We start from the raw sequence: 22,432 nt of genomic DNA on the forward strand, positions 1-22,432 counted from the left end.
ATAGACCTTGAAGTTACATCTAAGATTGTAAAATTATGTTGCCTAAAGAGTGTCAGGGCATAATTTACCTCTTTTTTGATCTCCTCTAAATTCACATAGGGATCACTCAACTCCATTTTTAATTTGCTGGCTCTCACAAGTCTAATATCCCTTAGACGCTCGGGATCGACGGTAAGCCCTATTACTTTTGAAGAAGGAAGACTTAAAACAGGTTCTGGTAAAGGTCTCCCATAAACTACCGGAACGTTAGCGGTCTTTATCCCCCTGTAGGCCAGATAAATTGATATGGGAGTTTTAGAAGTACGCGAAACTCCTAAAAGGACGAGGTCTGCTTGATCAATGCTTTTGATGTTTCTTCCATCATCGTGTTTAACGGCAAAGTTTATGCATTCAATTCTTTCATAGTAATCCTGATTCAGATGTCTAAAAAGGCCTGGAACCGCCATTGGGGAGAGTTCCAGTAAATCTTGAAGACGCGAAAGCACAGGCCCTAAAATGTCAATTACAGGAACACCGAGCTGAAGTGATAGTGCAATAATTTCTTTTCTCAACTCAGTGATCACAAAAGTGTAGGCAACAACAGCAACATATTGAGCTGCTTCTTTCATTATTCCTCTAAGCTGTTCCACAGTTCTCACCTGGGAATATTTCTTAACATAAACGTTGGTGGTTTTAAACTGTGTTAACGCCGCTTTAACCACAGTTTCACAAGTAAGGCCCGAAGAGTCAGATACGATAAATATCCAACGCTCTCGCGTGTTCATTTTATGATTTTAATCTCAGGGATGTAAAAATTCAATCATCAAAAGGCACTCTAAAAATTGATTTTAGACTTGCTGAAAAACGGATTTGTATTAGAGGTTGGTCTTTTTATGCATAAAGCCGCTGGCAATTTTCACAATAAAAGGTTTTTCTTCGACTACTTCCGACATACCTTACCCGGAGCTTAGAATCGCAGAGAGGACAAAATTTCCTGTTATATACCATTAGGACCTTTTTCAATGGCCAGCCCTTTTTTCTATGTTCAAGGAAAATAAGGGAAAACTGGATGCTTTTATCAACCAAATCCCTGGCAACCCCATCGGGTATTTTACAGGCAATGCTTTCAGGATGGACCTTAGCAAGAAACAGGGCTTCATTTTTAATTATGTTACCAATCCCCGCAAAAATTTCCTGATCGAGAAGAACATCGCTTATTATCCTCTGATCTAATTTAATTCTCTCAAGGGCCCATTCTCGATCAAAATTTTTGTTCAAAACATCCCTAAAGTGTTCAAGATTTAGCTCAGCCTGATTTACAAGCCTCAAAGAAGTGTTGTAGAAGTACACAATAACAGGATTCCTACCTTCCTTAAAGAACTTCAGCTGTAAACGAGGTTTTTTACCAGGTTTTTGACTATTTATACGAAAAGAACCATACATTCCAAAATGCACTCTCAAGGCAGTCTCCTGAAAAAGTAAATACAGTTGTTTCCCAACAGAATCAACAGAAATCAATTTATCTCCAATTAGCCTATCCTTTTCAATCTTTGAACTTCCTGAAACTTCAACGACATTAAAGCCTTTAAGGAAAGTCAATTTTTCCCTAATAAGATAAACACCGGGACCTTCCATGAGAAATTTTTAATAAAATTAAAATGGGCGGTGGAGGACTCGAACCTCCGACCTCTGCCTTGTAAGGGCAGCGCTCTCACCAGCTGAGCTAACCGCCCTGTTAAATATATTTAGTTCTGAGCGGTTTGGCTCTGAAGCGCTTGATTTAAAAGTTTTGCCAGCTTACTCTTCTTTCTTGCAACGGTGTTTGGATGGTAAATCCTTTTATCTGCTGCCCTATCAAGGTATTTGTATAGCTGAGTTAGGAGCTCTTTCTTCTTTTCAATATCTTGCTCTGTTAAAAATTTCTTCGTCAGGGTTTTAACAAAACTCTTATAGGCCTTATTACGAAGTCTCCTTTTCTCGTCTTTTCTTTGCTTCTTTAAAGCAGACCTATTTACACGAACTCCCATTTCTAAATTTCCTCCTGTGCAGGTAAATTATAAATTTCCAAAACTGTACAGTCAAAAAAAAATAAACTGGCCCCAAGGGGACTCGAACCCCTACTGCCGCCTTGAAAGAGCGGTGTCCTAGCCTCTTAGACGATGGGGCCTGAAGTGCTTATATTATTATCTCAAACTTTCGGAAAGTCAACCTGTGTCAGCCACCCATCATTTTTATGTATGAATCACACTTGTCAAGGTAAAATTTTGCCTCTTTATTGTTAGGATCAAGCTTTAAAGCCTTCTCAAAGTAAGTCTTTGCGTCCCTATACTTCCCTTCAAAGAAAAGCTTCTTACCCCTATCAATGAGGTCAGGAACAGACACCTTTTCCTTCTTAGGCTCTGGTTTAGGTTTTGCTGAGGGTGGTGGAGTGACCTTCTGAACGGGCCGCGGGGTTTCCTTCTTTCTCTCCTCAAGCATTACAATTCGAATACTGTCAATTCTTTTTCTTACTTCCTGATTCTGGGGATCAAAACTCAATATCCCTTGAAGCTCGTTTATCGCATCCCGATATCTCTTGCTCTTAAGATAATTCTCGGCCCGTAAAGTTTTTTCTTTAATCATGTTAGATTTTACAGCGTACAGCGAATCTTTCACCTTCAAACCTTCCTCATCTTCAGGGAAAAGCTTTAACGCTTTATTTATTTCAATTTCCGCATTTTTTATATCGCTCTTTCTCAAAAACTCTCTCGCCCTTTCAAGTATTGCAAGATAGTCCAAATACTCGTTGCTGTACCTTAGCTTGACCTCAAGGGTTACACTTTTCTGCTTGGGCTTAATTTCCAATAAACTGCTTAAAGGTGCATACTTGCTGTTACCAGTGACCTTGAATGGGTAAATTCCCGGTTTTAACGCCGTAGTTATCTCACCACTCTCATTCGTTATAAGGGTGGGGAATTTGCCCTCTGGCGAGATTACCTGTGCACCATTAACAGGTTTTCCAGTGACCTGTTCTTTAACTATCAGTTTCACTTCTGAAATGGCAGGTTTAAAAATAGTTTCTCCAGGAATCTCAGCTCTTACTCCAACAAAACCCTGCTGGACAGCAAATTTATCTTCAGGGGGGTAGGCACAATACCGGAAAGCGGTAACAAGCTCAATCCCTTTAAAAGGGCCGAGGACAATTCCAAGATTTCTTTTCCAAGTGGATGTGTAGCCTTCCCAGTATATCTTAATAAACTCTACAGGTTTAATAGCTACAGTTGCAAAAAAACCAGGAACTTTCAGAGGCTGTTCCAGATACTTGTTCTGGGCAAACCTTCCGAGGCCAACTCCTACACCTGCTTCGACGTATTTTAGAGGCTTCATATATAACTCTGCAAAAAGTGGTATACGTAGGAACTTCGATGTAGATTCTGCAGGAATATAATCGGTACCTTCAGATTCAATATCCGGTACGATGAGTCCATTCACTCCCCATAAAGCGTAAAATTTCTCATTATTCCAGATTGTATGTTGAAAAGTAATTTCCGCATTTCTATTCTGAATATAGCCTGCGTGGAAGTATAAATTCCTATAGGCAATTCCAAGAGAAATACCGAAGGGAGGAAGGATGCTTTTATATGTTTCAGAGGCATAAGGGCCCGATTGTATTTTAGAACCACCAAATCCAGACACATAAAGTGTAAATTTATCCGAAACCAAAGGGACAGGGACATCACTCTGATTACCTGTAAAAATTTGAGCGCTTATAACCCCTGAGCTTAACAAAACCACTATTAACAACCTTTTCACAGCGCTCCTCCTGTTAATGTTAATATTCTAATTCGCAAAACAAATTAAGTCAAGATTTTTAAGGAAAAGCAATACCAACCTTAAAAACCGCAAATTTCGAGCAAAGGCACTACTCAACTCTTTAGACCAAGCCTCCTTAACGTGTCATCAGTTGGGATACCATTTTGATCCCATCCCCTTAGAGCGTAATATTCATCCAGCATCTCGTTCAATATTGAAGCTGTAATTACCTTCCCCTCAGCTGGACCTACAGGAGATGGTTCCTCCATGATGCGCGGCGGTAAAGTATCATCCTTTCTTGAAATTCCCTCCCTAACATTGAAAAGCCTTGTGAGGTTCCAAATTCTTTCACCTGTTAGCATGTACTCATCGGTGTTTAAGCTAATCCCGGTGGCATTATATAAAAGTTCTGCAAAATCCTCAACAGCAAATGGTGCAAAATCACATAAAACAAGGGAAAAACAGACCGCCCTTTCATCTTGAGTTTCTTTGACAAATTTTGCCACTCCTTCCGTTGAGAACCTGGGGAGAACGCCTTTTAATTCCGCCGTTGGAGTCCATGCCCTCTGGTGACAGCCTCCCCTGTCTGCTGTTGCAAAGGCAAGGGCCATCCCCCAGGAACCCCTTGGTTCCACACCAGGTAGTTCAAGACCCTTTACATGAATTGCAAACCGCTCACTCCCTTGCCCTATCTTTTCAGCGGCTTTTCTCACTCCTTGAGCGAAAAGCTCACCAATTCCCTGACGGTATGCGATTTTCTTCAAAAGCTCAGAAGCCGCATCTGCATTACCGAATTTTAACTCCAGCCCGTCCGTGTCCTTCAAAAGGCCCCTTTCAAAACACTCCATTGCAAAGGCTACCACTCCACCAGCAGATATAGTATCAAGTCCAAGATTATCACAAATTCTATTTAAAAATGCAACACTTTCGATAGGTGTAATTTCACAATTAGATCCAAGTAACGCTATAGTCTCATATTCAGGGCCTTCGACTTCATTGCATTTATATTTTCCCTCCTTCACATGGGTCAGTTTACCGCAGGCAATAGTACATCCAAAGCAGGCTTTATTCCTAACCCAGATTCTCTCTTTCATCGTTTCCCCGGAAATGTCATCAGCCCTCTCAAATACTCCCCTTGAAAAGTTCCTTGTGGGCAAAAAACCGCCTTCGTTTGACATTTTAACCCACATCGGGGTGCCGATTTCCGTTCTCCGCTTCATAACCGGATGTTCCTTTATCAGTTTCAATAACCTTTTCACAGTCTCTTTCATCCCCTTTTCATCAAAATATCCTACTTCTGAGTTAGGTTTTGCGACAACAGCCTTCAATTTCTTAGAACCCATTACAGCGCCTGCTCCGCCTCTTCCCGCCTGTCTATAGTAATCAAATCCTATTATTGCAAAAGAAACAAGGTTTTCACCAGCAGGCCCTATTGAACCAACCTTTGCTCCTGGATGGATTTTTTTGAGTTCATCCTCTGTTTCAAAAATCGTTTTACCCCAAAGATGTCTCGCATCACAGATCGTTACTTTTCCATTTTCTATGTATAGATAAACAGGTTTTTCAGCCTTCCCTCTGATAATCAAAATATCAATCCCTGCCCTCCTCAAGGCAGCACCAAAATGTCCACCCACCTGTGAATCAAGAAAAATGCCGGTGTGAGGCGATTTTGTAACCACCGCCCACCTTCCAGAAGTTGGAGCAATCGTACCAGTAAGTGGTCCCGGTGCAAAGATCAACATATTCTCAGGAGAAAGAGGATCGACCTGAGGTGACAGCTCGTCATAAAGAATCTTCGCTCCAATACCCTTTCCGCCAATGAACTTCTCTACCAACTTCTCTGGAAGTTCATAATAGTTTACTTCACCTTTTGAAAGATTCACATCTGCAACCTTGCCAAAGTACCGCATTTTGACCTCCTTAATCCTTAATTTTTATTATAACTCAAAAACTGGCAAAATCAAACTTGACAAAATTCAACACTTGATTTAGAATTCATTATAGTGTCAGAATATGTGCATAGTTACCTATGCACAAAGGAGGTTTCATATGCGTCGTGTAGTCCCCACATTAATAATAGTAGCACTGATAAGCATGGCAGGTTGTAAAAAATCTGCCCAATTCCCCCTCTGGCAGGTCTACAATGACTACTTTGTCAATGCAAAATACGTAGACCTAACCCACGCATTTATGCCCAAACAACCAGTATGGCCCGGTTTTGGTAATGCAGAGTTCTACCCTACCAAAGCAGGAAAAGACATACCAGGGTATGTGAAAAAGGGAGAGGTATTCACATATGAGAAGCATGGATTCGTGGCCACCGCTTACTGGCTCCCAACAGACCAGTATGGCACCCAGCTTGATCCTCCAGCTCACTGGGAGCCGTATGGAGCCACAATTGACGAGCTTCCTCCCACCTATACAATCAGGCCGCTTGTAGTAATAAACATCAGTGAAAAAGTGGCTAAAAATCCGGGCTATCACTGCGATATAGAAGACATTCAAGCATGGGAAGAGAAATACGGAAAAATACCTGAGGGTGCAGTGGTAATGATAAGATCAGACTGGTACAAACGCTGGCCAAATAAGGAATTTTCCGACTTTCCATTCCCTGGTATAACCTTAAGAGCCCTCAAGTTCTTACATGAAGAGCGCCATATCCTGTTCCACGGTCATGAAGCCCTTGACACCGATACAACACCAAACTTAGAAGGTGAATATTGGCTATTGCACAATGGCTACTGCCAAGCAGAAGGTGTAGCGAATCTTGATAAAGTTCCAGAAGCTGGTGCGCTGATAGCCATTGGCTATGCAAAGCCAAAAGGAGGCACAGGAGGATACGCCAGATATATTGCTATTTGCCCGCCTGACTGGCCCTATGGGGTCAGTATAAAAGAAGCTTTTGGTGCACCTCTTCCAAAATATGACAAACCACTTGTTTGGGATGAAAAGGAAGGCATGAGAGTTAGAAAGTAAGGAGGTTAAAATGAAAAAAATCGCAGCGCTAATTGTAACAATAAGCATAATATCACTTGCTACCCCAGTAAAGGCACAGCCTGATATCTCCTGGGGTGGCACCTACTACTCATACACATTCTTCTGGCAAAATCAAGACTTCAATAAAGACACAAAAGATGGAGATAACTTTACCTACCTCCATGGTCATCTTCATGCCCTGGCCGATTTTGGTGGTGGTGTTAAAACATTTATAAAAGTCGGCGCCTGGGGAGAGTTTGGAACCCACCCAGTGTGGGGTACAAATCTCGATGGCGGAGCCGATCCCAAAGTGGGTATCCTGGAAGTCTATGTAGAATTGAACAATATCTTCAACACGCCTCTGAGCCTTAAGATTGGAAAATTCAATCAGCTATATGGGGATGGCGCTGTATTGTTTGACGGTGGCGAAGATGGAATTCTCGGCGTAAAAGCCAATTTAAATGTTGGCCCTGTCTCTCTCGATCTCCTTTATGACAGACTTGCAGAAGCCGGCGGAATTGAACAAGTTGGAGCTATGCCTTCGCAAATTGCACCTGATCTTAACTTTATGGGTGGATATATGACCATTTCCTTAATGGAAAATAAAATTGCAATCTCGCCTTACGGCTTTATGAGAAAAGAGGGTGTTGATAAACCTATGTGGATTGGGGGAAGAGCTGAACTTTCACCGGTAGAGTTTGCAAATGCAACAGTAGAATTTATTCAAATGGCCGGAAAGGACGACACTGACGTTGAGTATAAAGGAAGACACCTTCTTGCAAAACTTGGCCTTAGCATTCCCGAGATGCCAGTTTCCCTTGGTGGTGCATATGTGATGTTCAGCGGAGATGATCCGGCCACGCCAGAAAACGAACTTTATCAATCAGCTGCTGAAAATCCGTACACCTTCGGATTCTATAAATGGTGGCCCGGCCTTGGTCCAGCACACCTTATGACCACAGGGTATGGCTTTGGATGCGTTGCTGCCTGGAACCCTACGATGGTCAACCTGAACGTTATTAATGGTTATATCGGTGCATCTTTTGAATCAACCGATCTAAGAGTTGACTTTTTCAATTACTCAAGAAATCTGGTGCCTTCAGGGACAGACAAGGCACTGGGTAATGAAATTGCATTGCATATTCACCACTCTTACAAAGGTCTTATCGACATTGGTGCAGCTCTCGGCTACTGGATACCTGGTGATGGCCTTAAGACAGAACTTGCTCTTGGAGACAATGCTTCCGGACTCTTTGGCGGGTTTGTTTACATATTCAAGAGCTTCTAAATGGCTTAATAAACCACTTGGAAGGGGGAAGGTGGATCCACCTTCCCCCTTCTATTTTCATGGAGGCCTAAATGGAAAGGGAAAGATGGGATAAAAGGTTGGAGTTCATTCTTGCATCTATGGGTGCAGCCATAGGGCTTGGAAACGTTTGGAGATTCCCTTATATGGTTTACCAAAACGGAGGCGGCGCATTTCTAATACCATTCATTATAGCGTTATTTACCGCAGGAATACCCCTTATGATTGTTGAATATACCTTAGGCACAAGAATGCAAGGAGGCGCACCTCAAGCTTTCAAAAAAATATCTCCGAAGCTCGAATGGATAGGATGGTTTCAAATAACACTTGTATTTTTCATCGCAACTTACTATACTGTTATAATGGCCTGGGCATTTGACTACCTTTTCTATTCATTCAAATTATCGTGGGGAAAAGATACAGCAAACTTTTTTTACAACTCCCACCTGCAACTTTCAGGATCACCATCAAAGCTTGGTTCTATAAGACTACCCGTCGTTGTTGGGCTTATCCTTTCCTGGGCATGGATATTTTTCAGCATTTTCAAGGGACCAAAAGCAACGGGTAAGGTGGTCTATTTCACAGTGCTAACTCCCTGGATTATCCTGATTATAATGTTTATCAGGGGGCTAACATTACCCAACTCCATTGAAGGTCTAAAATACTATTTAACGCCTAACTTCAAAGTCCTCGCCAACCCCCGCGTTTGGCTCGCAGCTTATGGACAGGTATTTTTCTCTTTGTCCCTTGGAATGGGAACACTAATAGCTTATTCCAGCTATCTTAAACCTGACTCGGACGTGAACAACAACTCTTTCATGGTCTCCTTGGCAGATGCAGGAACAGCCTTTTTCGCAGGATTTTCTGTTTTCTCAGTCCTCGGTTATCTTGCCATGGCTCTTAACACAACAGTACCAAAGGTTGCCGAATCGGGATTCGGCCTTGCTTTCATAACATACCCCACCGCGATAAACTTTCTTCCCCTTGCGCCACTTTTCGGGGTACTGTTCTTCCTACTCCTTTTGACATTGGCTGTAGATTCAGCCTTCTCCCAGATCGAGGGAATAACAACCGGTATCATGGATAAGTGGGAAATCTCGAGAATAAAAGCAATTGTTATAACAATACTTCCTGCTTTTTTAATTGGCCTTTTATACACTACCAAGGGTGGTTTTTACTGGATCGATGTCGTGGACTACTTCGTTTGCACCTTCGGTTTAACCCTTGCAGGGCTTCTTGAGGCCATCGCTGTAGGCTACATCTGGGGGGCGAAAAATGCAAGAGAGAAAGCTAATGAATTCTCCGACTTCAAAATAGGAGTATGGTGGGACATCTGTCTTAAGTACATCACGCCTTTAGTTCTGCTGATTACTTTTGGAACTTCAATTTATTCAATCCTCAAACAACCATATGGAGGATACCCTCTCTGGGTCACAATTGTGGGTTTTGTAGTATTTTTAATCTCCTTAATTGGAGCTTTTGTGCTACAAAAATTAAAGGGAAAGGAGGATTAAGATGCCCGCTTCTGCAATCATAATGTTGATCTTTGCAAGTTTAATAATTTATGGAGGTCTTGCCATTTGTATTGCGGTGGCCCTAAAAAAAAGAAACAGGAGTTAGAATATGGCAAAAGTAATTAATATTGGAATGTTTGGGTTTGGTGTTGTGGGTCAGGGCTTTGCAGAGATTCTTTTAAAGAAACAGGAAGAAATCGCACGGAAATTTGCTACTACCATAAAAATATGTGGCATCTATGATCCAGTGAAAGGATGCATTTTTGATAAAAATGGTATCGATCTAAAAAAGGCACTTGATGCAGTAAGTAAAGGGCAGAAAATTCACGAAGTCTTAGATGGACTTGGCGAGTTTGATGAAGAATTTCTCCTCACAAACGAAAATGTAAATCTCATCATAGAGGTAACGCCAACCAATCTAAAGACAGGGGAGCCAGGATACACTCACATAAAAAAAGCGATTGAAAACGGAAAGCACGTTATAACGACCAACAAAGGGCCAATTGCTCTTTATTATAATGAGTTAAAGGCGCTGGCAGATAAAAACAGCGTCCAGCTTAAGTTTGAGGGCACAGTTCTTGCTGGAACGCCTGCAATTCAATTCGCGCTAAAAGAACTTGCTGGGTGTGAGATAAAGGAAATAAGGGGAATTGTGAATGGCACAACAAACTACATTCTGACAAAAATGTCCGAAGGTATATCTTACGAAGATGCTCTGAAAGATGCTCAGAAAAAAGGTTATGCAGAAACAAATCCTGAAGCAGATGTTGAAGGTTACGATGCTCAAGCAAAAGCACTTATTTTGTCCAATGTCGTCCTTAATGGGGATCTAAAACCCGACGACGTTGAAAGAGAAGGAATAACAAAGATCACAATAGATGACATAAATAATGCGAAGTCATCAAACAAAAAAATAAAACTGATCGCAAGAATTAAGAAGACTGAAAAAGGAGTTACTGCCACTGTGAGACCCGAACTCCTAAATTATAACGACCCTCTCTATCATGTGGATGGTGTTCTTAATGGACTTGTTTTCACAACGGACCATCTCGGTGATGTTTTTATAATGGGGCCAGGTGCGGGAAAAATTGAAACAGGACAGGCAATTTTACATGACCTTTATTCGATCTTAGAGGAGCTTAAAGAGTAAACTTAAAGAGTAAATTAGTTTAAGCTTCAAAATTAATTTTGCCAATATATCACTATATTGAGTGTTTAATAGGTTTGCTTTAAACTTAAAATTGGAGGTGCTTATGGTGCGTTTCGAAGCGGTTAAAATTCAAAAACCTGATGATGTAAATGCAATTTTAGGTCAATCACACTTTATCAAAACTGTTGAAGACATTGAGGAGATTCTGATAACCTCAGTTCCAAACATCAAGTTCGGATTGGCCTTCTGTGAATCTTCCGGTCCAAGATTAATAAGATACGCAGGAAATGATGAAGAGCTTGTGAATTTAGCCATTGAAAATGCTAAAAATGTTGCATCGGGTCACTTCTTCATTCTCCTAATGAGAAACGCCTATCCCATAAATGTTCTCAATGCAATAAAGCACTGTCAGGAAGTAGTTAATATATATTGTGCTTCTGCTAACCCCATAGAGGTAATTATAGCTGAAACCGAGCAAGGCAGAGGTGTTATGGGGGTGATAGATGGACAACCTCCCTTAGGTGTAGAGGGGCCTGAGGATAAAAAGACACGTCACGAATTTCTCAGAAAAATAGGGTACAAGAAGTGAAGAAATTTTTTGTTCTCCTGGGTTTTGCTTTAACTTTTGAATCCTGTATCACGTTTAAAAGCAAAAAAAACGCGGTCCCACGTGTTGAATTTACCTTTGAAGACTTTGAATATGAAGATGGTTTTGTCGAAGAAGATACCTTAGGCATTGAGCATATACCACAAAAATACCTCAAAGAAGACCTACAAAAAGTAGAATACGCGCTAAAGGGACGCCTTGCTCACTTTGGTTTAATCCTCTCCAAAGAAGAAGAAATGGAAATTGCTAAATGGCATCACTTTTATGAAACACGAGGAAAAGATAGGGTACTGAGAGCACTGAGAAGAGGAGCCCCATATTTCAAGAAGATCGCAGAAATCATTAGAAGTTACGGATTGCCAGAAGATCTCGCTTTCCTACCTGTAATCGAGAGTGGATTCAATTTAAATGCTGTCTCAAGAAGAAGAGCTGTGGGACCATGGCAGTTTATATCTTACACCGCAAAAAAGTATGGACTTTTAGTTGATTGGTGGATCGACCAGCGTTTAGATCCAATTTTCTCCACCCACGCCGCCTGCAAGTATTTAAAGGACCTGTTTGACTTCTTTGGAAGATGGGATCTTGCTATTGCAGCATACAATGCAGGGGAAGGTAAAGTCTATTCGAGACTGGTGAAAACCAACGGAGAAAAATTTTGGGACATCAGAAGGCAGTTAAAAAGAGAAACGAGAAACTACGTACCTTCTTTCCTCGCCCTCATAATTTTTATTAATAATAACAAGGCTCTCGTAGATTCTGTTTTAAATGTTCCTGAATTTACTTACGATAGTGTTCTTGTGCCGGCACAAGCCAACATAAAGCAACTGGCCTCTTGGGCTGGGATTAGTGAACGCGAATTTAGATTCTACAATCCCTATTTCCATAGATTTGCCACACCTCCGGATCTGAAAAACTATTATGTCAGGATCCCCGTTGGAACTAAAGAACAATTTATTGCCCGAATGAATAACACACCAAAGGATAAATGGTTTAAGGCAGAAACCCACGTAGTAAGAAAAGGCGAAACTCTATATCAAATAGCCAGAAAATATGGAGTTACAGTGAGCGCAATCCGGCAAGCAAACAATAACATCAATCCCAGAAGATTAAGACCCGGTATGATCCTCGTTATACCATACGGTCCAACTGCTTCAGCTAAAACATACACCTACCCGAAAAAAACAAAAAACTACACCAGCAAAAGTAATTCAAATCCCACTTCGTCCTCCAAAGAACAGAGTGGAATTATTAAACACAAGGTAAAACCTGGTGATACTCTATACTCAATTTCAAAAAGATATGGCATTTCCATCCAAAAGCTAAAAAAATGGAATAACCTTAATTCAAATTATATCAGGTCTGGCCAGACCCTAATTATTTATGCCAATTAATTATTCAATCGGCTCAAAATCTTCTTTAGAAGCGCCGCAAATCGGACAGACCCAGTCATCGGGTATCTGTTCAAAGGGGGTACCCGGCGCTATCCCGCCATCAGGGTCACCAACGGCGGGATCATAAACATAGCCACATATGGTACATCTATACTTTTTCACAACACGTCACTCCGTTACTTTAATTTGTTTGTAATTTTCCCAGACGCCGTGAAGATTGCAGTACTCAAGAACAAAAATAGTAGCGTTTGTATCAAGTTTCATCCTGAAGGTAACCTTTGGATCTCCATAAGTTGGTCCCAGATCAAAAGTCGCCACATGAACAGGGTTGTAAGGTCTTCCCTCAATTACCGCAAAAACCTGAATCCACTTTATATGGTGTTCAATCGTATTGGGATGAGGCACATCTTTACCCACTATTACAGTGACTTCAAAGAATTCGCCCTTCTTGACCGTATCTGGTGCCTCAATATACGGTACGTGTTTTTCTTTACCTTCTTTTTCCGCAGGCATTATAAAATCACCAAATTTCATAGTTTTACCTCCTTTATGCTGCCTTTTTACCCTCTTCTGTAATCACATACTTCCCTTTCTCAGGACTATCCACAAGTCCCTTTGTTTTCATTCCTCTTAACTTTCCCATCACCTTAGCAACTTCTACATTAAGTGCCCTGGCTATATCCCCACAACCCATAGGTTGGGATGCACCCTTTAGCACCTCGAGAATTTTCTTTACCATGTCATCTGGGCCTGTTGACTTTGGTTTCCTTGCACAAGGCATTTTAAAACCTCCTCTTAAAATTTTACAAATTTTTCCTTAGAAACACCACAAATGGGGCATTTATCGGGTGGTTCTTCTTCAACGGTGTAACCGCAGACAGGACAAATGTAAATGTCCCCGATCTTAATGTCTTCCTTTTTCTCGGCTTTTTCCTTTGCATCAGCATACATAGCTTTGTGGATCTTCTCTGCTTCCAGAGCGTACACAATACTCCTTAATGCCTGCTTTTCTTCTTGAAGTTCAGCCACAGCCTTATAGGCAGGATACATCTCCTCAACTTCAAAAGATTCACCCTCATATCCTGTTTGGAGGTTATGAGCGGTATCCTTTACCTTACCAAGAGCCATGAGATGGTTCTTAGCATGGACCAACTCAGCGTATGCTATTGCACGGAAAAGCCTTGCAATATTAGGAAAACCTTCACGCTCAGCAACTTCTGCAAATATCATATACTTCATGTGTGCCATACTCTCGCCTGCAAAGGCACCGTTTAAAAATTCCTCTGTCATTTTACGCATACTATTCCTCCTTCTGCCTCGCATTCTCTAATTTTTTTAGATGACCATCTTCAAAGTTTATAAGCTGAAAAATAATCTCTTTATCCTCCCAACTATCAACCATACAGAAGAGGTCCATGTAATACCTCTTCGACTCCCTCTCTTTTTCAATTCCGATGTCAATAAGCTCTTCTAATGTTTTAACTTCAAAGTCAGGCAGTTCTGCTTTTCCTACTGCTTTTATTTGTCCGGGTTCTTCACCAAAGAGACGCTTATAGAGATCTCTCAGAAACCTTTCGTGCTCCATCTCCTCTACAGACAAATATTCCAATAGGAGTTTCATCTCGCCCTTCACTTTCCCACTGAGTTTTTTGTAAAATTCTGCAGAGGATCTTTCTCTCCAAATTCCAGCTTCTATAATGTTTTTAAGGTCCATGTTTAGATTTTAAGCATAACCTCATAGTCTGTCAAATCGATTAATGATTTCAACATTAAACTCATTACAAATTGAATGAACACGCCCATGGTTAGATAATTAAAACAATGAAAACGGTTTTTGAAATTTCTGCAGGGGGAGTAGTTTACAAAAGAGATGAAAAAGGTTATTCATTCCTCCTCATTGCAGTTAAAGATGGTAAAGTCTGGACTTTACCTAAGGGTTTAGTAGAAAAGGGGGAAAAGCCCGAAAGTGCTGCTTTAAGGGAGATCAGGGAAGAAACTGGAATTTTAGGGCGAATTGAAACCTTTCTCGATAAGATCGAGTTATGGTTTATTCAAAAAGAAAATGGAGAACCGACAAGACACCACAAAATAGTCTATCATTACCTTGTAGAATATATAGAAGGTGATATAACCCAACACGACTTCGAGGTGAACGAGGTGAAATGGTTTACCCCTGAAGAAGCATTGAAAATTTGCAATTACCAAAAGGATAGAGAAATTATAAAAAAGGCAATAGAATATTTGAGGTCAAAAGATGCTGGAAACACCTGATTTACTCAGGACCGTAAATACTTTAGCCAGTGTTCTTGAAGAGTCCACAGATTTAAACGAGATTCTCTTTGCAACCCTCACCGCCATAACATCAGGTGAAAGTTTCGGATTTAACAGGGCTTTCGTGATGCTATTTGAAAACGATGTTTTGAAACCAGTATTTGCCCTTGGCCCTAAAGACAGAGGAGATGCAGAGCTAATTTGGAAGGAACTTATAGAAAAGAAATATACATTGGACGATTTGATACGAGGATACTCAATTGAAAAGTTCAAAAAAGAATGGGAAAAATTGAAACCCTTCTTTGAAAACATTACCATTACGAGAGAAGAACTCATTAAAGAGAATTCCGAAATTGAAAGAGCCTTGACCGAGAGAAAGGCGCGTAGTTTTCGCATTGACAATCCTGAACTTCTTGAATACCGAAAATTTAAAGAGCTTGGAGCAAAGGAATTCGCAGTCGCACCAATCGTCACATTAAAGAAGGAATTAGGAGTTATAATTGCAGACAATTTTCTAACGGAAACCCCCATAAATAGAAGCAAACTCATGGCCTTAGAAACCTTCGTAGCCCAGGCATCGATGGCTATTTCAAGGGCCCTTCTCTTTAAGCAATTGGAGGAAAAAGACAAATTGATCCTTGAGTTACAGAAAAAAGCAATCTACCAAGAGCTGATTTTCCAGCTCAGCCACGAGATTAAAAATCCACTTACGGTCCTTGGAGGTGTGGCAGCAATCTTGAAAGAAGAAATTGGGCCAGAGCATCCACTCAGAATTTACGTAGACGCTATAATAAGCAATGTTACCAAAATGGAGAATATTCTCAAACAGACCATTGAAGGGCTAAAATCTCAAATTGATACAAAAAGGGAAAGAACAAATTTAAACGACTTAATCAACTCCAAACTAAATGAACTCAGCGGACTTTTCAAAGCTCATAAAGTTGAAGTCGAATTCAAGCCTTTAATCGAAGTTCCTGACCTTCTTTTGCCCAAGGATCATCTATCGGAAGTGTTGGAGTATATAATTTTTAACGCGGTAGAAGCAATGCCAAGCGGAGGAAAACTTGAAATATGGCTGGAACGGGAAAATAGCGGAGTATCGATATACATCAAAGACTACGGTGTAGGCATTCCTCCCGAGGTCCTTCCCAGAATTTTTGATCCCTTTTTTAGTACAAAGAAAGAGGGATATGGGCTTGGGCTCTATAATGCAAAACAGATACTACTGGGACTCGGGGGGGATATCGATTGCCAATCGGAAGTAGGAAAGGGAACAACCTTTCGCATATTTATACCAATCCCCGTCCCCTGATTTTTTTAAGCGAGGCTTAAATATTATAATTTACCATAGGGAGGAGTGAATGAAGAGGATAATTGAGTGTGTTCCAAATTTTTCTGAAGGAAGGGACCCATCAGTGATAAACGCTATTTCGAAAGAAATTGAAAGTGTGTCCGGAGTAAAATTGCTGGACGTTGATCCAGGATATGCCGCAAATAGGACTGTTTTCACCTTTGCTGGTGAGCCTGAAGCAGTTAAACTCGCCGCAATGAAGGCAATTAAGAAAGCCACAGAACTCATTGATATGACCAAACACAAAGGAGAACATCCGAGAATCGGAGCCTGTGATGTCGTACCCTTTGTACCCATAAGCGGAGTAACAATGGAAGAATGTGTTCAAATCGCACATGAAGTTGGTAAATGGGTCGCTGAAGAATTGAACGTGCCCGTTTACATGTACGAAGAAGCAGCAACCAAACCAGAAAGAAAAAGTTTACCTAACATTAGAAAAGGAGAATATGAAGGGCTTCCAGAAAAACTGATGGATCCAGAGTGGCACCCGGATTATGGAAAGCCTGAATTTAATCCAAAATCCGGTGCATACGTTATAGGAGCAAGAGAGTTTTTAATTGCCTACAATGTCAATTTAAATACCAAAGACAAAAAGCTTGCCAATAAAATTGCGAAACGAATCAGGGAAACAGGTTACACCGTTAAGGACGAGAACGGAGAAACGAAACAAATTCCCGGTCTCTTGCAATACGTCAGAGCAATTGGCTGGTACATTGACGAATACGGCATCGCTCAGATTTCCATAAATTTGACAAATTACAAAAAAACCCCTCTTTGGAAAGTTTTTGAAACTTGCATAGAAGAGGCACAAAAAGAGGGGCTTCGGGTTACAGGAAGTGAAATAGTTGGACTGGTCCCGAAAGAAGCACTTTTAGAAACAGGAAGGTACTATTTAAAGAAACAGGGGAAAAACACGGGTATTCCTGAGAAGGAAATCATACACATAGCAATAAAATCTCTCGGGCTAAACGATGTAGCCAGATTTGAGCCAGAGAAAAAAATAATAGAATACTTGCTTGAAAACCCTGAAGAATCAAAACTCCAGAACATGTCACTCATAGATTTCACCAATGAACTTTCTACTGACTCTCCAGCACCCGGTGGCGGAAGTGTCTCGGCACTATCGGGCGCCCTTTCTGCTGCCCTTACTTCAATGGTTGCAAACCTTACTCATGGGAAGAAAGGATATGAGGACGTAAAGGACCTCATGGAAGAAGTATCTATTGAAGCCCAGGCGTTAAAAGATACTCTATTAAAAATTATCGACGAAGATACCCAGGCCTTCAACAAAGTAATGTCTGCCTATTCACTGCCAAAGAAAACTGAAGAAGAAATCAGAATAAGGGAAGAGGCTATTGAAAAGGCCAATCAAGAAGCCACTTTAGTACCGTTGAAAGTTACGGAATTGAGCGAAAAGCTCGTAGAAATTGCGCAAAAAGTTGCAGAAAAGGGGAACAAGAACGCTCTGAGCGACGCTGGATGCGCGCTGATACAGGCAAGGAGTGCCTGTGAAGGAGCATACCTTAACATAACAATAAACTTGAAAAATCTAAAGGATGAAACCTTTAAAAAAGAAGTCCGTGAAAAAGCAGAAAAAATACTTAGCAGAGTGAGGAAGGTAGTTGAAGAAAACCTGAAAAAGGTTGAAGAAAGTCTGAAAGCGGAGTAGCGAAGAAAATTTCGCACTTCTACGAAATAAAAATCGAGCTTGTCTTTTCTTTTGTAGTCTGATAGAATTTTACTCGATGAAAATAAAAGAACTTCCCCTGGAGGCAAGGCCCAGAGAGAAATTAATGCTACTCGGCGCCTCATCCCTTAAAAATTACGAGCTCCTTGCCTGCGTTCTTGGGAAGGGTACAGTAAAAGAAGATGTTATTTCCCTGTCAAAGAGAATTATAGAGCAATATGGTAACAGCCTGTTTTTGCAGAATTTCAAAGTGGCGGATCTCCAGGAATTATTTGAAATAGGTTTCGTTCAGGCCTGTCAGATAACCGCCATGGTAGAGCTCTCAAGACGCCTATTTAAGGAAAAATCCGCAAATCAATTCTTGAAGCCACAGGACGTATTTGAATACTGTAAAAACATGCAATTTTTGAAGAAGGAACATTTGAGAGGACTATTCCTTGACGTTAAAAATAAACTTCTAAGAGATGAATTGATATCAATCGGTACCGTAGATAAAACCCTATCCCATCCCCGTGAAATATTTCGTCCCGCCTTTGAGATTTCTGCAGTCTCCTTTATTCTTGTTCACAATCACCCTTCAGGCGACCCCACCCCCTCGGTAGAAGATGTTGAATTTACAAGGAAAATAAAAGAAATAGCTGAAATCATGGAAATTGATTTTCTCGACCACATCATCATAGGTGATAACGCCTTCGTGAGTTTAAAAGAGCTTCTCAAATTCTAAGATAAGACCCTTGACAAGCCTTAAAACTTTGTAAATTCATGCTTTAGATTTTAAAATTTCACTATGAAGAGAATCTGGGCACCATGGCGGATAGAATATATAAAGGTTGCCAACCAAACCAAAGGATGCATCTTTTGCGAGAGAAAACAATTTGTTCTAAAAGAAACGCAAAATGCTTTTGCAATGTTAAATCTCTTTCCTTACAATCCTGGGCACTTTATGGTCGCTCCAAAACGGCATATTAAGGAAACAACCGAATTAACTCCAGAAGAATTAAAGGAGATCTTTGAACTGATAAACCATGGTATTGAAGCGTTGAAAAAAGAAGCCAATCCTGATGGCTTTAACATTGGCGTAAACATCGGAAAGGTTGCCGGTGCGGGATTTGAAGGGCACCTTCACTTCCACGTCGTTCCAAGGTGGAACGGCGACACAAACTTCATGCCCGTAATCGGAGAAGTGAGAGTCGTACCTGAGGGCATAGAAAAAACCTTTGAAAAACTTAAAAAATATTTTGAAAGAGAGGAATAAAAATGCCTTTTTCCACCGTTGAAGAAGCCATTGAAGATATTCGAAATGGTAAAATTGTAATCGTTGTAGATGACGAAGATAGGGAAAATGAAGGCGATTTCGTGGTAGCAGCAGAAAGGGTCACGCCGGAACACATCAACTTCATGACAAAGGAAGGAAGGGGACTCGTCTGCCTGGCTTTACCGGAAGACCGATTCCACGAGCTGGAATTGGACCTCCCTATTTCCAACACCTCAAAACATGGAACCAATTTTGGAATCCCAATAGATGCTAAAGAGGGAACCACGACGGGGACTTCGGCTTTTGACAGGGCATTGACCATCAGATTTGCTATTGACAAAACTAAAAAGGCCGATGACTTCGCAAAACCTGGACATGTATATACATTGATGGCAAAAAATGGCGGAGTTTTGAGGAGGGCAGGACATACAGAGGCTTCCGTAGATCTGGCAAGGCTTGCAGGCCTCTACCCTGCTGGTGTGATTTGTGAAATCATGGATGAAGACGGCAGTATGATGAGGCTTCCGAAACTGGAAAAACTTGCTGAAAAGTTTAATCTGAAAATCATAATGGTCAAGGACATTATAGCCTACCGAATGAAACATGAAAAACTCATAGAGAAGATTGCGGAGGCTGATTTGCCAACAAAATGGGGCCACTTTCGCATCGTTGGCTACAAAGACAAACTCACAGGGGAAGTCCATGTTGCCCTGGTAAAGGGGGACGTTAAGCAAAAAGACAATGTACTCGTAAGGGTCCATTCAGAGTGCCTAACTGGTGATGTCTTTGGTTCTTACCGATGCGATTGTGGAGATCAGCTACATAAGGCTATGGAAATGATCAACAGAGAAGGAACCGGTGTTCTACTTTATATGAGGCAGGAGGGAAGAGGGATCGGTCTTGAAAACAAGATAAAAGCCTATCACCTTCAGGATGAGGGATATGACACCGTTGAAGCCAATGAAAGGTTAGGACTACCCGCGGATTTAAGGGATTATGGAATAGGCGCACAGATACTAGTAGATCTCGGGCTCAAAAACATAAGACTGATGACAAATAACCCTAAAAAAATTGTGGGACTTGAGGGCTTCGGGCTAAAGGTTGTAGAAAGAGTTCCCATCGTGGTGAGCCCAAGGCCCGAAAACCTAAGATATTTAAAAGTAAAGAAGGAAAAATTGGGTCACCTCTTCGACGAATCAGATCTTGAAATAACGGGCGAATAACATAAAAATTTGTAGTAAAAGGAGAGAAAAATATGGAATACATAGGGGAAATTTCAGGGAAGGGCAAAAAAGTGGCCATTGTAGTTTCAAGATTCAACGAATTTGTAACGGAGAGGCTTGTCAAAGAAGCAGTCGAAGAATTTATACAGCATGGTGTTGAAAAGAACGATATTGATATTTACAAAGTACCCGGTTCCTTTGAAATTCCCGTCGTAATAAAGAGACTACTGGAAAAGAAAAAATACCACGGGATACTGGCTCTTGGTGCGGTTATAAGAGGTGACACACCCCACTTTGAGTACATCGCCGGGGAAGTCACAAGGGGAATCGGAAGGCTTACCCTTGATTATGGGATACCCATTGTATTCGGAATCATTACTGCCGATACCATGGACGACGCCATTGAGAGAGCAGGAGGAAAGAAAGGAAACAAAGGCAGGGATTCTGCAAGGGCACTCCTTGAAACCCTTGGGCTCTTAGAGAAAGCACAGCTTTAATGATAAAGGACGGAGATTTTTTAATTCTCTATGGTGGGCGAAAAGCCCATTACTTTCTACAATACAAGCCGGGTTTAAAATTTTCCTCGCACCTCGGTGAAATTCTCTTAAAAGAGGAGCTCAATTACGGTGATGTGATAGAGTCTCACACCGGTCATAAATTTTTAGTCTTGAAGCCCTCTACTTCGGATTTTCTGCTGAACATCAGAAGAAAAACCACTATAATGTATCCCAAAGACATAGGTTATTTAATCCTTGAAACAGGCCTCAGAGACGGTTCAATAGTTGCAGAAGTGGGTTCTGGCTCGGGAGGTCTCACCTTTGTTCTCGCCAGCATTGTTGGAGAGAGGGGGAAAGTTTACTCCTTTGAAAGAAGAGAAGACTTTCACAACCTTGCCAAGGAAAACCTCGAAAGATATGGTCTTTCTGACAGAGTAGTCTTTATTCTAAGAGATGTAGCACGAGAGGGATTTGGCGTGCAAGACCTGGATATCATCTTTGTTGATGTACCCGAACCATGGGAAATTGTAAGGTGGGCAAGGGAATCCCTAAAAGGAGGTGGATTCTGGGCTTCCCTTTCACCCAATGTTGAACAGGTTCAAAAAACGGTCTTTGAGCTCTCCAGACAAAACTTCGCACTAATAAAAACTGTTGAAATTCTGGAAAGAGAAATCCTCGTAAGGGATGTGGGAACGAGGCCAAAGGAGAGAATGATCTCCCATACAGGCTATCTTACGGTGGCAAGGAAAGTTAATCTCTGAAAATTTAACAAGAAGCCCCTTCTCATTTTTGTCTCCTTCTCTCACGACTTATAATTCACAAGGAAGTGCTTTAATGAGGATTGTTCTTTTTTATTGTTTAATTTTTCTGCAAACTCCCGACTATTTAAGAAGAGAAGCACAAGTTGACCTGAATGGTGACGGGTTTCTTGATTTGGTAAATTTAACCAACACATACGCCGAAGGGGAATTCACACTAAACATTAAAAATCTACAGTTTTACGGTGAATTGTGTGACTCTGTAAAAGGCAACACGATAAAACCTCTCAGGAAACTGAGCCGGTGGCCCCACTTTTCAGGTAACGGAATAATTTATATAGACGACTGGATGGGATTATGGAAAAAACGCGAAAAATATGTACTTAATCAGCGGACAGAAGAGCTTGAAAGGGTTCCTCAGGAATTTTACTATGTGGGAGCAGAGGCACCGTTAACAAAATCTTTTCCCATTTACAGAACCCGAGAAAATAATAAAGTTGTTGCATACTTAAGAGAAAAAAGCAATATCTTTATAATCTTCTGTGAACCTAAAGATTCAAACCTTTTTAAACACCAGTATCTGATAAAATCAAAGTCGGGTCTTCTCGGATGGGCAAGCCTTGAATCTTTTGAATATAAGGTGGAAGGCCTACTTTGGCCAGACTGATAAAAAGG

At 41.1% G+C, this 22,432-nt stretch carries 26 protein-coding genes and 2 tRNA genes; 16 read left to right on the forward strand and 12 right to left on the reverse strand.

The genetic code is table 11. The annotated features are described in order from the left end of the window. From QMD82_04040 to QMD82_04070, 7 genes are all read right to left on the reverse strand, one after another. On the reverse strand, nucleotides 1-764 hold a 764-nt coding region (locus QMD82_04040), incomplete at its 3' end, for a pyruvate, water dikinase regulatory protein (GenBank protein ID MDI6851091.1). 106 nt (nucleotides 765-870) lie between these two features. Then, nucleotides 871-1,614, reverse strand: a complete 744-nt coding sequence (locus tag QMD82_04045) for a DNA-formamidopyrimidine glycosylase family protein (GenBank protein MDI6851092.1) — start codon at nucleotides 1,612-1,614, stop codon at nucleotides 871-873. Between the two features lie 24 nt (nucleotides 1,615-1,638). Then, nucleotides 1,639-1,712: transfer RNA gene (locus QMD82_04050), tRNA-Val, on the reverse strand. 12 nt (nucleotides 1,713-1,724) lie between these two features. Further along, nucleotides 1,725-2,006 carry a 30S ribosomal protein S20 gene (rpsT, locus tag QMD82_04055; protein MDI6851093.1) on the reverse strand — a complete coding sequence of 94 codons (282 nt, stop codon included), beginning with the start codon at nucleotides 2,004-2,006 and terminating at the stop codon, nucleotides 1,725-1,727. A 67-nt stretch (nucleotides 2,007-2,073) separates the two neighbouring features. After that, nucleotides 2,074-2,146, reverse strand: a tRNA-Glu gene (locus tag QMD82_04060). A gap of 47 nt (nucleotides 2,147-2,193) precedes the next feature. Then, nucleotides 2,194-3,771 (reverse strand): tetratricopeptide repeat protein, encoded by a 1,578-nt coding sequence (locus tag QMD82_04065; GenBank protein MDI6851094.1) that lies wholly within the window; start codon nucleotides 3,769-3,771, stop codon nucleotides 2,194-2,196. Nucleotides 3,772-3,884: 113 nt separating this feature from the next. Then, nucleotides 3,885-5,681 (reverse strand): aldehyde ferredoxin oxidoreductase family protein, encoded by a 1,797-nt coding sequence (locus QMD82_04070; GenBank protein ID MDI6851095.1) that lies wholly within the window; start codon nucleotides 5,679-5,681, stop codon nucleotides 3,885-3,887. A 139-nt stretch (nucleotides 5,682-5,820) separates the two neighbouring features. Here QMD82_04070 and QMD82_04075 point away from each other — a divergent pair, with 139 nt between their 5' ends. From QMD82_04075 to QMD82_04105, 7 genes are all read left to right on the forward strand, one after another. Further along, nucleotides 5,821-6,747, forward strand: coding sequence for a cyclase family protein (locus QMD82_04075; protein MDI6851096.1), 927 nt, complete (start codon nucleotides 5,821-5,823; stop codon nucleotides 6,745-6,747). 10 nt (nucleotides 6,748-6,757) lie between these two features. After that, nucleotides 6,758-8,035 (forward strand): hypothetical protein, encoded by a 1,278-nt coding sequence (locus QMD82_04080; GenBank protein ID MDI6851097.1) that lies wholly within the window; start codon nucleotides 6,758-6,760, stop codon nucleotides 8,033-8,035. Nucleotides 8,036-8,106: 71 nt separating this feature from the next. Beyond that, complete coding sequence (locus QMD82_04085) at nucleotides 8,107-9,567, forward strand: sodium-dependent transporter (protein ID MDI6851098.1); 1,461 nt, start codon at nucleotides 8,107-8,109, stop codon at nucleotides 9,565-9,567. A 1-nt stretch (nucleotide 9,568) separates the two neighbouring features. After that, complete coding sequence (locus tag QMD82_04090) at nucleotides 9,569-9,673, forward strand: MetS family NSS transporter small subunit (GenBank protein ID MDI6851099.1); 105 nt, start codon at nucleotides 9,569-9,571, stop codon at nucleotides 9,671-9,673. Nucleotides 9,674-9,676: 3 nt separating this feature from the next. Continuing rightward, nucleotides 9,677-10,717, forward strand: a complete 1,041-nt coding sequence (locus QMD82_04095) for a homoserine dehydrogenase (GenBank protein MDI6851100.1) — start codon at nucleotides 9,677-9,679, stop codon at nucleotides 10,715-10,717. A 103-nt stretch (nucleotides 10,718-10,820) separates the two neighbouring features. Continuing rightward, nucleotides 10,821-11,306 (forward strand): adenosine-specific kinase, encoded by a 486-nt coding sequence (locus tag QMD82_04100; protein MDI6851101.1) that lies wholly within the window; start codon nucleotides 10,821-10,823, stop codon nucleotides 11,304-11,306. Then, a complete protein-coding gene (locus QMD82_04105) occupies nucleotides 11,303-12,715 on the forward strand; it encodes a LysM peptidoglycan-binding domain-containing protein (protein ID MDI6851102.1) in 1,413 nt (470 codons plus the stop codon). The genes QMD82_04100 and QMD82_04105 overlap by 4 nt, the downstream gene beginning before the upstream one ends. On the opposite strand, the gene QMD82_04110 is transcribed toward QMD82_04105, so the two are convergent. The 5 genes from QMD82_04110 to QMD82_04130 are packed head-to-tail and all read right to left on the reverse strand — an operon-like array spanning nucleotide 12,716 to nucleotide 14,429. Next, nucleotides 12,716-12,877: a rubredoxin gene (locus tag QMD82_04110; GenBank protein ID MDI6851103.1), complete on the reverse strand. Its 162-nt coding sequence runs from the start codon at nucleotides 12,875-12,877 to the stop codon at nucleotides 12,716-12,718. A 6-nt stretch (nucleotides 12,878-12,883) separates the two neighbouring features. Continuing rightward, complete coding sequence (locus tag QMD82_04115) at nucleotides 12,884-13,249, reverse strand: class II SORL domain-containing protein (GenBank protein ID MDI6851104.1); 366 nt, start codon at nucleotides 13,247-13,249, stop codon at nucleotides 12,884-12,886. A gap of 13 nt (nucleotides 13,250-13,262) precedes the next feature. Then, a complete protein-coding gene (locus QMD82_04120; GenBank protein ID MDI6851105.1) occupies nucleotides 13,263-13,496 on the reverse strand; it encodes a transcriptional regulator in 234 nt (77 codons plus the stop codon). Between the two features lie 14 nt (nucleotides 13,497-13,510). Continuing rightward, nucleotides 13,511-14,014, reverse strand: coding sequence for a rubrerythrin family protein (locus tag QMD82_04125; GenBank protein ID MDI6851106.1), 504 nt, complete (start codon nucleotides 14,012-14,014; stop codon nucleotides 13,511-13,513). A 1-nt stretch (nucleotide 14,015) separates the two neighbouring features. Beyond that, on the reverse strand, nucleotides 14,016-14,429 hold the full coding sequence (locus QMD82_04130) for a ferritin family protein (GenBank protein MDI6851107.1): 414 nt from the start codon (nucleotides 14,427-14,429) through the stop codon (nucleotides 14,016-14,018). 107 nt (nucleotides 14,430-14,536) lie between these two features. Here QMD82_04130 and QMD82_04135 point away from each other — a divergent pair, with 107 nt between their 5' ends. The 9 genes from QMD82_04135 to QMD82_04175 all read left to right on the forward strand — a co-directional run bounded on the left by QMD82_04135 (nucleotide 14,537) and on the right by QMD82_04175 (nucleotide 22,424). Beyond that, nucleotides 14,537-14,986 carry an NUDIX domain-containing protein gene (locus tag QMD82_04135; protein ID MDI6851108.1) on the forward strand — a complete coding sequence of 150 codons (450 nt, stop codon included), beginning with the start codon at nucleotides 14,537-14,539 and terminating at the stop codon, nucleotides 14,984-14,986. Next, nucleotides 14,970-16,298: a GAF domain-containing sensor histidine kinase gene (locus tag QMD82_04140; protein MDI6851109.1), complete on the forward strand. Its 1,329-nt coding sequence runs from the start codon at nucleotides 14,970-14,972 to the stop codon at nucleotides 16,296-16,298. Before QMD82_04135 ends, QMD82_04140 begins: the two co-directional genes overlap by 17 nt. 49 nt (nucleotides 16,299-16,347) lie before the next feature. Then, nucleotides 16,348-18,006, forward strand: a complete 1,659-nt coding sequence (ftcD, locus tag QMD82_04145) for a glutamate formimidoyltransferase (protein MDI6851110.1) — start codon at nucleotides 16,348-16,350, stop codon at nucleotides 18,004-18,006. 76 nt (nucleotides 18,007-18,082) lie between these two features. Beyond that, the gene (gene radC / locus QMD82_04150) at nucleotides 18,083-18,748 is read left to right on the forward strand and encodes a DNA repair protein RadC (GenBank protein MDI6851111.1); all 666 of its coding nucleotides are present in this window, start codon (nucleotides 18,083-18,085) and stop codon (nucleotides 18,746-18,748) included. Nucleotides 18,749-18,811: 63 nt separating this feature from the next. Continuing rightward, nucleotides 18,812-19,279, forward strand: a complete 468-nt coding sequence (locus tag QMD82_04155) for an HIT domain-containing protein (protein MDI6851112.1) — start codon at nucleotides 18,812-18,814, stop codon at nucleotides 19,277-19,279. Between the two features lie 2 nt (nucleotides 19,280-19,281). Then, nucleotides 19,282-20,502 (forward strand): bifunctional 3,4-dihydroxy-2-butanone-4-phosphate synthase/GTP cyclohydrolase II, encoded by a 1,221-nt coding sequence (locus QMD82_04160; protein ID MDI6851113.1) that lies wholly within the window; start codon nucleotides 19,282-19,284, stop codon nucleotides 20,500-20,502. Between the two features lie 32 nt (nucleotides 20,503-20,534). Then, nucleotides 20,535-20,999 carry a 6,7-dimethyl-8-ribityllumazine synthase gene (gene ribH / locus QMD82_04165; GenBank protein ID MDI6851114.1) on the forward strand — a complete coding sequence of 155 codons (465 nt, stop codon included), beginning with the start codon at nucleotides 20,535-20,537 and terminating at the stop codon, nucleotides 20,997-20,999. Beyond that, nucleotides 20,999-21,760, forward strand: a complete 762-nt coding sequence (locus tag QMD82_04170) for a tRNA (adenine-N1)-methyltransferase (protein MDI6851115.1) — start codon at nucleotides 20,999-21,001, stop codon at nucleotides 21,758-21,760. The genes ribH and QMD82_04170 overlap by 1 nt, the downstream gene beginning before the upstream one ends. Before the next feature lie 73 nt (nucleotides 21,761-21,833). After that, nucleotides 21,834-22,424, forward strand: a complete 591-nt coding sequence (locus QMD82_04175; protein MDI6851116.1) for a hypothetical protein — start codon at nucleotides 21,834-21,836, stop codon at nucleotides 22,422-22,424. Nucleotides 22,425-22,432: the final 8 nt, after the last annotated feature.

It is taken from the genome of bacterium (genome assembly GCA_030019025.1).
Classification (GTDB): Bacteria; Hydrothermota; Hydrothermia; order UBA1063; family UBA1063; genus UBA1063.

Bases quoted from the DNA above. Each gene is read 5' to 3' on its own strand.
- QMD82_04135 (MDI6851108.1), top strand. From the start codon at position 14,537: ATGAAAACGGTTTTTGAAATTTCTGCAGGGGGAGTAGTTTACAAAAGA.
- QMD82_04090 (MDI6851099.1), top strand. From the start codon at position 9,569: ATGCCCGCTTCTGCAATCATAATGTTGATCTTTGCAAGTTTAATAATT.
- ribH (MDI6851114.1), top strand. From the start codon at position 20,535: ATGGAATACATAGGGGAAATTTCAGGGAAGGGCAAAAAAGTGGCCATT.
- QMD82_04120 (MDI6851105.1), bottom strand. From the start codon at position 13,496: ATGCCTTGTGCAAGGAAACCAAAGTCAACAGGCCCAGATGACATGGTA.
- QMD82_04075 (MDI6851096.1), top strand. From the start codon at position 5,821: ATGCGTCGTGTAGTCCCCACATTAATAATAGTAGCACTGATAAGCATG.
- QMD82_04080 (MDI6851097.1), top strand. From the start codon at position 6,758: ATGAAAAAAATCGCAGCGCTAATTGTAACAATAAGCATAATATCACTT.
- QMD82_04070 (MDI6851095.1), bottom strand. From the start codon at position 5,681: ATGCGGTACTTTGGCAAGGTTGCAGATGTGAATCTTTCAAAAGGTGAA.
- QMD82_04155 (MDI6851112.1), top strand. From the start codon at position 18,812: ATGAAGAGAATCTGGGCACCATGGCGGATAGAATATATAAAGGTTGCC.
- QMD82_04170 (MDI6851115.1), top strand. From the start codon at position 20,999: ATGATAAAGGACGGAGATTTTTTAATTCTCTATGGTGGGCGAAAAGCC.
- radC (MDI6851111.1), top strand. From the start codon at position 18,083: ATGAAAATAAAAGAACTTCCCCTGGAGGCAAGGCCCAGAGAGAAATTA.
- QMD82_04175 (MDI6851116.1), top strand. From the start codon at position 21,834: ATGAGGATTGTTCTTTTTTATTGTTTAATTTTTCTGCAAACTCCCGAC.
- QMD82_04140 (MDI6851109.1), top strand. From the start codon at position 14,970: ATGCTGGAAACACCTGATTTACTCAGGACCGTAAATACTTTAGCCAGT.
- rpsT (MDI6851093.1), bottom strand. From the start codon at position 2,006: ATGGGAGTTCGTGTAAATAGGTCTGCTTTAAAGAAGCAAAGAAAAGAC.
- QMD82_04045 (MDI6851092.1), bottom strand. From the start codon at position 1,614: ATGGAAGGTCCCGGTGTTTATCTTATTAGGGAAAAATTGACTTTCCTT.
- QMD82_04115 (MDI6851104.1), bottom strand. From the start codon at position 13,249: ATGAAATTTGGTGATTTTATAATGCCTGCGGAAAAAGAAGGTAAAGAA.
- QMD82_04130 (MDI6851107.1), bottom strand. From the start codon at position 14,429: ATGGACCTTAAAAACATTATAGAAGCTGGAATTTGGAGAGAAAGATCC.
- ftcD (MDI6851110.1), top strand. From the start codon at position 16,348: ATGAAGAGGATAATTGAGTGTGTTCCAAATTTTTCTGAAGGAAGGGAC.
- QMD82_04160 (MDI6851113.1), top strand. From the start codon at position 19,282: ATGCCTTTTTCCACCGTTGAAGAAGCCATTGAAGATATTCGAAATGGT.
- QMD82_04100 (MDI6851101.1), top strand. From the start codon at position 10,821: ATGGTGCGTTTCGAAGCGGTTAAAATTCAAAAACCTGATGATGTAAAT.
- QMD82_04095 (MDI6851100.1), top strand. From the start codon at position 9,677: ATGGCAAAAGTAATTAATATTGGAATGTTTGGGTTTGGTGTTGTGGGT.
- QMD82_04125 (MDI6851106.1), bottom strand. From the start codon at position 14,014: ATGCGTAAAATGACAGAGGAATTTTTAAACGGTGCCTTTGCAGGCGAG.
- QMD82_04085 (MDI6851098.1), top strand. From the start codon at position 8,107: ATGGAAAGGGAAAGATGGGATAAAAGGTTGGAGTTCATTCTTGCATCT.